General features: G+C 58.0%; 12 protein-coding genes. 8 read left to right on the forward strand and 4 right to left on the reverse strand.

Translation table 11 applies throughout. The features are described 5' to 3' along the window. The 6 genes from AB4043_RS08565 to AB4043_RS08590 all read left to right on the forward strand — a co-directional run. On the forward strand, positions 1 to 1,044 hold a 1,044-nt coding region (locus AB4043_RS08565), incomplete at its 5' end, for a cytochrome D1 domain-containing protein (RefSeq protein WP_442306860.1). A 26-nt stretch (positions 1,045 to 1,070) separates the two neighbouring features. Beyond that, the gene (locus tag AB4043_RS08570; RefSeq protein WP_442306861.1) at positions 1,071 to 1,502 is read left to right on the forward strand and encodes a hypothetical protein; all 432 of its coding nucleotides are present in this window, start codon (positions 1,071 to 1,073) and stop codon (positions 1,500 to 1,502) included. Positions 1,503 to 1,512: 10 nt separating this feature from the next. Further along, positions 1,513 to 1,854, forward strand: coding sequence for a PadR family transcriptional regulator (locus AB4043_RS08575; protein ID WP_442303140.1), 342 nt, complete (start codon positions 1,513 to 1,515; stop codon positions 1,852 to 1,854). Beyond that, positions 1,851 to 2,603, forward strand: coding sequence for a hypothetical protein (locus AB4043_RS08580; RefSeq protein ID WP_442306862.1), 753 nt, complete (start codon positions 1,851 to 1,853; stop codon positions 2,601 to 2,603). The genes AB4043_RS08575 and AB4043_RS08580 overlap by 4 nt, the downstream gene beginning before the upstream one ends. A 25-nt stretch (positions 2,604 to 2,628) precedes the next feature. After that, complete coding sequence (gene accD, locus AB4043_RS08585) at positions 2,629 to 3,471, forward strand: acetyl-CoA carboxylase, carboxyltransferase subunit beta (protein WP_442303138.1); 843 nt, start codon at positions 2,629 to 2,631, stop codon at positions 3,469 to 3,471. A gap of 80 nt (positions 3,472 to 3,551) precedes the next feature. Further along, complete coding sequence (locus AB4043_RS08590; RefSeq protein WP_442303137.1) at positions 3,552 to 3,941, forward strand: DoxX family protein; 390 nt, start codon at positions 3,552 to 3,554, stop codon at positions 3,939 to 3,941. A gap of 306 nt (positions 3,942 to 4,247) precedes the next feature. On the opposite strand, the gene AB4043_RS08595 is transcribed toward AB4043_RS08590, so the two are convergent. From AB4043_RS08595 to AB4043_RS08605, 3 genes are read right to left on the reverse strand one after another with little or no spacing between them, the layout of a single operon-like run. Next, positions 4,248 to 4,706, reverse strand: coding sequence for a DUF3147 family protein (locus AB4043_RS08595; RefSeq protein ID WP_442303136.1), 459 nt, complete (start codon positions 4,704 to 4,706; stop codon positions 4,248 to 4,250). Continuing rightward, positions 4,694 to 5,053, reverse strand: a complete 360-nt coding sequence (locus tag AB4043_RS08600) for a DUF3147 family protein (RefSeq protein WP_442303135.1) — start codon at positions 5,051 to 5,053, stop codon at positions 4,694 to 4,696. The genes AB4043_RS08595 and AB4043_RS08600 overlap by 13 nt, the downstream gene beginning before the upstream one ends. A 12-nt stretch (positions 5,054 to 5,065) precedes the next feature. Further along, positions 5,066 to 5,596, reverse strand: a complete 531-nt coding sequence (locus tag AB4043_RS08605; protein ID WP_442303134.1) for an inorganic diphosphatase — start codon at positions 5,594 to 5,596, stop codon at positions 5,066 to 5,068. Positions 5,597 to 5,969: 373 nt separating this feature from the next. Between AB4043_RS08605 and AB4043_RS08610 the strand changes: the two genes are divergently transcribed. Both AB4043_RS08610 and AB4043_RS08615 read left to right on the forward strand, forming a co-directional pair. Next, positions 5,970 to 6,497 carry a DUF2975 domain-containing protein gene (locus AB4043_RS08610; protein ID WP_442303133.1) on the forward strand — a complete coding sequence of 176 codons (528 nt, stop codon included), beginning with the start codon at positions 5,970 to 5,972 and terminating at the stop codon, positions 6,495 to 6,497. A 22-nt stretch (positions 6,498 to 6,519) separates the two neighbouring features. Further along, positions 6,520 to 6,783: a helix-turn-helix domain-containing protein gene (locus AB4043_RS08615; RefSeq protein ID WP_442303132.1), complete on the forward strand. Its 264-nt coding sequence runs from the start codon at positions 6,520 to 6,522 to the stop codon at positions 6,781 to 6,783. Between the two features lie 392 nt (positions 6,784 to 7,175). Here AB4043_RS08615 and AB4043_RS08620 read toward each other — a convergent pair. Further along, positions 7,176 to 8,167, reverse strand: a 992-nt coding sequence (locus AB4043_RS08620; protein ID WP_442306863.1) for a serine hydrolase, incomplete at its 5' end; no start/stop codon positions are given.

Raw genomic sequence — 8,167 nt, forward strand, 5'->3', positions numbered from 1 at the left:
CGCAACACCCACAGGGAAAAGGTTCTACCGGCAAATACTCCGGCATTCCTGCTATCCTTGCCTGCCATGAAAATCGCCCTTGCCGCCACTCTTTTCGCTACCTCTGCCCTGGCCCAGTCCACCCTCCTGGTCACCAATCAGACGGACCGGAGCCTCACCTATATCGATACCGTGGCCGGCAAGGTCATCGACACGATTCCCGAGAACGGTGTCACCGGGCACGAGATCACTACCACGCCCGACGGCAAAATCGCCTTCGTTCCCATGTACGGCAGTGCCGGTGTCGGCAAGCCAGGCACCGACGGCGCGGAGATCCAGGTCGTCGACGTGGCCAGCCACAAGATCATCCACACCATCAATTTCGGTCACGGTGTTCGTCCGCACAAGCCCGTCTATGACACGCACCGCAATGTCTTGTGGGTGACCACCGAGATCGATCAGAGCATCACAGCCATCGATCCCAAGACCTATAAAGTGCTTTATTCCATCCCGACAGGCCAGGCAGAATCGCACATGCTGGTGCTCTCTCCGGATGGCCACCACGCCTACACCGCGAACGTCGGCCCCGGCACCGTCTCCGTTCTCGATCTCGATGCAAAGAAGCTCGTTACCATCATCCCGATCTCGAAGAACACGCAGCGCATCACCATCACCAATGACGGCAAGTACGTCTTCACCTCAGACCAGGTTGAGCCGCGTCTCGCCGTCATCGATACCGCCACCAATAAGGTGAAGAACTATGTCGCGCTGCCGGCCTCCGGCTACGGCGGCGCCATTACTCCCGACGGTAAGACTCTGATCCTTTGTCTCGTACATGCCAATAAAGTCGCTTTTCTTGACCTGGCTACGATGAAGGTCACGAAGGTGATTCCAGTGGGCGAATACCCGCAGGCAGTCGTGATCACCAAAGACGGCAAGCGTGCCTTTGTCTCCAGCCTGCACTCCGGAACCATCGACGAGCTGGATGTGGTCAAGCAGGAGCAGGTAAAGAGCATCTTCTCCGGCAAGGGCGCCGACGGCATGGTACTGGTCTCCGCGAAATAACGTTCGTCTGCTAGCCTTTTAGCAGCATGGAAGCAATCTGCCATCGGTGCCATCAGTCTTTCCCCGCGGACTCCGCCTTCTGCCCTCATTGCGGAGCGGCGCAACTCTATGTCACCGCAGAGCAGATGGAGGATGAAGCTGCCGCCGGCAATCTGCCGCCGTTGCAGCGTGTCTCGCGCATCGACTGGCACCGGGCCCTGCTCTCGTCGCTGGTGGTTGCCGCCGCCGCTGCGGTGCTCTCCGCGCTGGCTGTGCACAGCAACAACAGCTCGTCTTCTCCCTGCTGCGTTCGCCCGAAGGCCACGCCGGTCAGATGCTCTCAGAGTTCGGCATGCGCGCCGTCTTCATTACCGCTTTCTTGGCGCTGGTGGGCGGCATCTCGGGCATGGCACGGAAGAGCCGCCGCCGGGTCGCCGGCTGATATATATCTGTTGCGGATATATCTGTTCCTGATGTAAAGTGCTTCCCATGAGCACCGCCAGGACTTCGCCCGAGGATCATCTTCCGCTAACGCCGGCAGTCTTCGCCATCCTTCTCGCCCTTGCCGATGGCGAAAAGCACGGCTACGCCATCATGCAGGAGGCTCGCGAGCACGTCTCCATGGGGCCGGGAACGCTCTACGGAACGCTCGACCGGCTGCTGACCGCCGGTCTTGTCGTGGAGACAGGTCTCTCTGAAGATGAGCGACGGCGCTACTATCGCGTCACCCAGCTCGGCAGGCGGGTGCTTACGGCAGAGACGGCACGGCTGCAGCGAGCCGTCGCCATGGCTCAGGACAAAGGCATACGGCCCATCGAGGTGAAGGCATGAAGCTCGATCGTTTCCTCCGCATGTACGCTTTATCCCTGTACCTATATCCAAAGGCATTCCGCGAGCGGTATCGCGAACAGCTGCTTGACGCTGCGCGCCAGGCTTATGACGAGCAGCAATCGGGACACGGCCGGCTGCTTCTGGGCCATCTACGCGACAGCCTGGGTTCCGGACTTTGGGAGCGAGTATCGACACCTTTGCGCCCGCTGCACGCCATCTTGCTCTCTGGAGCCGCCACCCTGGTGCTGTTGGTGATGGCGGTTACGGCACAACAGATCGTGCGCCGCCAGGCCGATGTCAGGCCCCGTCAGGCAGTGGCGAGCATCGCCGCCAGGCTCGGACAGGGAGCGGATGAGCATATCCTGCAGCCGCGAGAAGAGATCAGCGATCTGGACTGGCTGCGTTCTGACCATACCTTTGCCGCTATCTACAACCCTGCCGGTGAACCCATCGCTGCCAGCGCCACGCTGCATGGAGCCTTTCCGCACCCACCCGGCGCGATCTTTCCGCGTATTCGGCAGACCGGCCGTACGGTCATCACCTRGCAGCCGGAGAATCGTGTGCGTCTGGCACTCACCGTCCGTCCGCTGCCCAACGGAAACTACGTCGTTGCGGGCCAGAGCCTGCTTCCTTTTGAGCGCCGGGAAAGTGCGCTGCGACTCTCGTTTGCCATCGCCTGGGGCCTTGTTCTCTGTGCTGCGGGAGGCCTCTTCCTCCGCCGTTCTGCACCGTATGCTCCGCTCCGGTAAAATAGCCGAGGCGGTTACGAACAGGATGTCCTGGTTTAAGCGCGAAGACAACGAGATCATCAACGACGAGACAGAGAAGACAGTCCGAACGGAAGGTCTTTGGATCAAGTGCGAGGGTTGCCGGCAGATCATCTGGAAGGCTGATCTCGAAGCGAACCTGCAAGTCTGCCCCAAGTGCGGCAAGCACTTCCGCCTCGATGCCCGTTCGCGCATCGATCTACTGCTCGAGCCTGGTTATGAGCTGGTCGACCTCGATCTGCGCTCCACCGACCCGCTGAACTTCACCGATCTCAAGAGCTACAGCGGCCGCCTGCAGGCAGCCCGCCGCAAGACCAACCTGAACGACGCCATCATCAATGCTGTCGGCCAGATGGGGCCGCATCGTGTCGTTCTTTCGGTAATGGAATATGGCTTCATCGGTGGCTCGATGGGCTCAGTCGTCGGCGAGACCATCGCCCGCGCTGTGGACCGCGCTTACGAGACCAAGACCCCGCTCATCATCGTCTCAGCCTCCGGCGGAGCCCGCATGATGGAAGGCATCGCCTCCCTGATGCAGCTTGCCAAGGTCTCTACGGCCCTTACTCGTCTCGACGCCGAAAAGATCCCGTTCATCTCCCTGATGACCGATCCCACCACGGGTGGCGTTACGGCCAGCTTTGCCATGCTGGGCGATCTCAATATCTCCGAGCCCGGAGCTCTGATCGGTTTTGCCGGTCCCCGCGTCATCGAGCAGACCATCCGCCAGAAGCTGCCCGAAGGCTTCCAGCGCGCGGAGTTCCTGCTGGAGCACGGCTTCCTCGATGCCGTCGTTCCGCGCCGCGAGCTGAAGGACTACCTCGTCCGCGCCCTAAGTTTCATGCTGCCCTAGCCCAACTCCTGAGGATTTCGTATCCTTGGCGGGCAGTCCCGTATCCCCCGGGACGAACCCTCTAAAGGAGACCTTGCCTCATGGTTGAAACCGCAGGTACCTCGAAGGCCGCGCTGTGGGTTGGGCGCATCCTCATCTGGATTCCCTCACTCTTTGTCCTCTCGGGCGGCATTAACTCGCTCCGCCACGCACAGATGGTGATCGACGGTCTGAAGCAGTTTGGCTATCCCATGAGCATCCTTCCCTACATGGGAACTGTGGCGCTGCTTGGCGGCCTGCTGGCGCTGATTCCGATCACCGAAGTGGTGGGCGTGATCCTGCTCACGGCTTACCTCGGTGCAGCCGCCCTCACCCATCTGCGCGCGGAGCAGGCAATCTGGTACATGCCGGTACTCTTCGGCGCCATACTCTGGATCGGGCTCTACTTGAAAGAGCCTCGCGTACGAGCGGTCTTTCCCCTCAACCGCTAGTGCCCACACTAGTGTCGTATCGACAGAATTCGATGAGCGAATACACTGGGTGCCCCATCCATCGCAACGCGATGGGTGGGATGCTTCGGGCGCTCGGCGAACTTGGGTGAGCTATTCGAGTGCAGCTCAAACGGCCTTTAGTTCGTCATTTCGTATCGACCAACGAGAGCGGAGGCATTTGCATAGCGGATGCCCTGCCAATACCCCACCCATCGCGTTTCCACCCCAAACGAACCAAGTTCGTTGGGGATCCCGATTTGCGATGGATGGGGGCACCCAGTTCTTACCGCGATATTGGACGGCTCTTCAACGGCTCCGTCCCTCTATTCTTCGCCGCGGCCTTCCAAAGAATCTCCGCTTACGCACCTCCCACAACAACAGCGTAGCTATCAGCCAGACGCAGCAGGCCAACGCAATCACAAGCACCGCATTGAGATGAGGCAGCAGYTTCCAGACCACTGCGGCAAACAGCACAAGGCCTGCGCAGCCCAGGGCCGCTCCGGCGGCGTCGATGGCCGCCGCCATACGTCCCCGCTGTGTGCCATCCACGCCGATCTCACGTTTGCGGGCTCGCTCRTGCGACTCCACCAGGCTCACACTCGCCGGAAAGATCGCTGGAAACGCCATAAACAGGCCGCCGACCACCGGTCCATAGTGATGAGCGATAAATCCGGCGATCGCGGTGCAAGCTCCTCCGAAGCCGAAACGGACAAGGAACTCGTGGAGTTTCGTATCCCTGAGGGCGCGCAGTCTTACCTCGACCATGATCCGGAACCTCCGAAGACAGCGATCAGAGAGAATGCGGCAAGAAACCACAGCGGCACCAGGCATACCGTCGATATGACAGCGCTCCCACGGAATCGCCGTAACCACCAACTGACGGCGGCCGCATAGAGAAGGAAGGCGATCGCTCCAAAGATCATCGATCGTGCTTCTATTGAGGCCAGTTGTGCTCCCTGGTGCCTGATCGTCAGACCCAGGGTCGCGAGTGCGACTGAAGGCGCCGCTCCGAACAGGCCGGCAAAGCTCTTTGGACGCAGGACATCCCCCACCATCGCAAATGCGGTAACGACCGCTCCTCCAATGACGAATCGAATCAGGTATTCGCTCATACGAGGCACCCGCTACTTCGTCTGGGCAGAGGCAATCAGGCGCTTCGCCGTCTTCGGTCCCTTGCATCCAAGCAACCGGTACTCCTTGCCTTCCAGCTTGTGGTAGTGGACGAAGAACATCTCGATCTCCCGGATCCATTTCTTCGGCAAATCGTCGAGGCGCTCGACGTCGGCATACGATTGCGAGGCTATGGCAATGGCTACCAACCGGTCGTTGCGGATCTTCTTCTTGCCGTCGATCTGTTCGCCTTCAATCACACCCAGAATGCGAGCCTTCACGGCTATTCCTGGAAATGCAGGTGCGTCCATCAGCAGCAGAACGTCCAGCGGGTCGCCATCGCCACCTTCTGTCTTTGGCACAAAACCGAAGTCATAGGGGAACTCCATTCCTGCGGGCAGAATCTTTTTCAACGCAAAAATCCCTTGCTCCGGATCGAAGGCAAACTTATTCCGACTTTTTGCAGGCGTCTCGACAATCACCTGCAGTTCGTCATCGCTCCCATTTGTCGGAGATAGAGCAGTAGGATCAGCCAATACCTTCATCGCGCAACTCCTCCAGTCGGTGTAATCGAAATGAAAAAATGACGCGAATGAGTCTCCTCACCCGCGTCCAGGACACACCTTGGTGCTTCTTTAATCGCTCTCCTGCCCGATCGAGGCAGGAAGTGCGATTCATGAGACTGCGGAACTGGCTCTTAAGGTTGTACTTACGAGCAACCAAGCACCTAAGCTTGCGGCAGAGACACTCTCGAGGCCATCGATTTTGTAGCTACCCTTCAAGGAAGGGTTGCTTGCGAGTCGCTTTTAGCGATAAACGACATTTATCTATCGAAAAACGATAAATAAACATTGACAAAGAAGTTATAGCGCCTTAYTGTTTCTTCGATGGTGTTGGAGATCTACGGAGGTATCGTTCATGGATTCCGAACTCGAAAGAAAGCTGGATAGGATTCGGTCGTTCAGCCAGGTTTTAAGACGGATATGCCAGGCGGCATTGCTCGTCATGTTCCTGTTGTTGCTCGCCTGTATCGCCGGCATCTGCATTGGAAGGGGTGGAATCATCCGTGCCTTCGATATCTCGATCCCATTGAGCTCACTGGGTGGATATCAACGCATCCTTATGGCCGTGGTCGCCGTGCTTGCGATCGCTGTTCCCATCAAAGGGCTGTATCACCTGGAACGGCTATTTCGGAACTATACGGAAGGCAAGATTTTTACCGTTGCGTCCGCTGGCGAGATCCGGCAATTGGGGATAACCGCTCTCCTGTGGGCGGGGGCCAATCTTATATGGATTGCCGCCGCGGTGGTCTTAGCCGAGCAGCGCCTTCCCCACTCCTTCTACTTCCGCATGGACTCAATCGCCATTGGCGTGACGGTCATCGTGATCTCGTGGCTGATGGAGATGGCTGCGGCGATGCGCGAAGAAAACGAACTGACAATCTGACCTGGCGGAAGGAGCGCTCGCAGTGCCAATTGTTGTGAATGTCGATGTAATGCTTGCCCGCCGGAAGATGAAGCTGAATACCCTCGCGGAACGGGTCGGCATTACGCCACAGAACCTCTCGGTTCTGAAAACCGGCCGCGCGAAAGCAATCCGGTTCAGTACGCTGGAGTTGCTCTGCGAGGTTCTTGAATGCCAGCCGGGAGATCTCCTCGCCTTCGAAAAGACACCCGCAGGACGACAAGTAAAAGCCTCCTCCGAAGAAGAAGAGGAACTCGCCGAGCCATAGGGTGTGTCCAGATCCGGAGGTATCCGAGCACGACGAAGCATTGACCTCAGCGGCTAAAGCCGCATATCTTCAGCATCAATACGGCACGGCTGAAGCCGTGCCCTTAAGCACTACCGGCGAAGCCAGATTCGCACCTACGGTGCGAATGCCTTGTTTAAGGACACGGCTTTACAGTTTGCGGAAAAACTCGATTCGCGCGCAAACGGCAAAAATTGAAGGATAGAAAATMATCACCCAATGGCTACGGATCGTTTATAGGGCATCCTGGCGCGATTTTTTTTGAGGCGTTTTTGCTCGTTCCGAAAAAGTCGAGTTTTTCCGCAAGCTGTTTAGCCGTGTCATATAAGGACCAGAAAGAAAGCCGGCTTTAGCCGCCGAGGGCAATGCAAGGGCTATTTATTTCCTCGTGTAAAGACGAACGGCTTCACAGTCCTCTCCAACGGAATCGAAAGCTCCGTTACCTTGCCCTGAGCATCGAGATGAAAGCTCGCAACCAGGCGGCCAGTTAGTGGATCGGTCGCGGAGAAGGTGTCGTAGTTGTAATGGCGGAAGTGCAGCGTCAGAGCGTCGAAGTGAAGATCAAGTCCATCTCCCTCCGCCGTCATAGACACTTTGCCAAACGCAGGATGAAACCACTCTCCCGCATATGCGGAAAGCGGCAGCGAAGCGGGTGCGTGAGGCAGGCGTCCTGCTTCGAATGCCGCATCAGCAGCGGCGCTCCTCTGCATCGCCGCATCGTTATTCTGCTTGATACCATCGACCTGATCGTGAAACGGCAAACCGAGGTAACGGCTGAGAAAGTTCTCTGTCACGGCTTTCGGCAAGGCAGTCTCGGYGTTGTTCAGTACAACGATGGCGGTGTGCTTCTCGGGAATCAGGGCCACCATTGCCGTGAATCCATTGATGGATCCATCGTGTAACAGCAGACGATATCCGGCGCGGTGTTGGATGATCCAACCCATTGCATAGCTGAGGTCGCCGTCAGCGGAGATCGCACGATGAATCTGCGTGAACTGCTTTGGCGAAAGCACCACCTTCCCGTCCGCCGTACCATCCCCCATATGGAAGGCGAGGTACTTCAACATGTCGCTGACCGACGAGTTCACGGCCCCGTTCGGACCGATACCGAAGGATTGATAGTCGTAGAAAGGGATAGGTGTCGCCACATCATTCTTAACCTCGTGCGGCGCAGCGAAATCCGGGCTCTGCTGTATCTCGCGTGCGGACGTATTGGAATGCGTCATACCCAGCGGCACAAAGATACGGTCATGAAAAAGCTGCTCCCAACTCGTACCGTTCGCATGGCCGGCGAGATAGCCTGCCACCACATACATCAGGTTGTTGTATTGGAAGGTCTCGCGAAAGGTATGGTTCGGCTCCAGGT

Source organism: Terriglobus sp. YAF25, assembly GCF_052113305.1.
GTDB lineage: Bacteria > Acidobacteriota > Terriglobia > Terriglobales > Acidobacteriaceae > Terriglobus.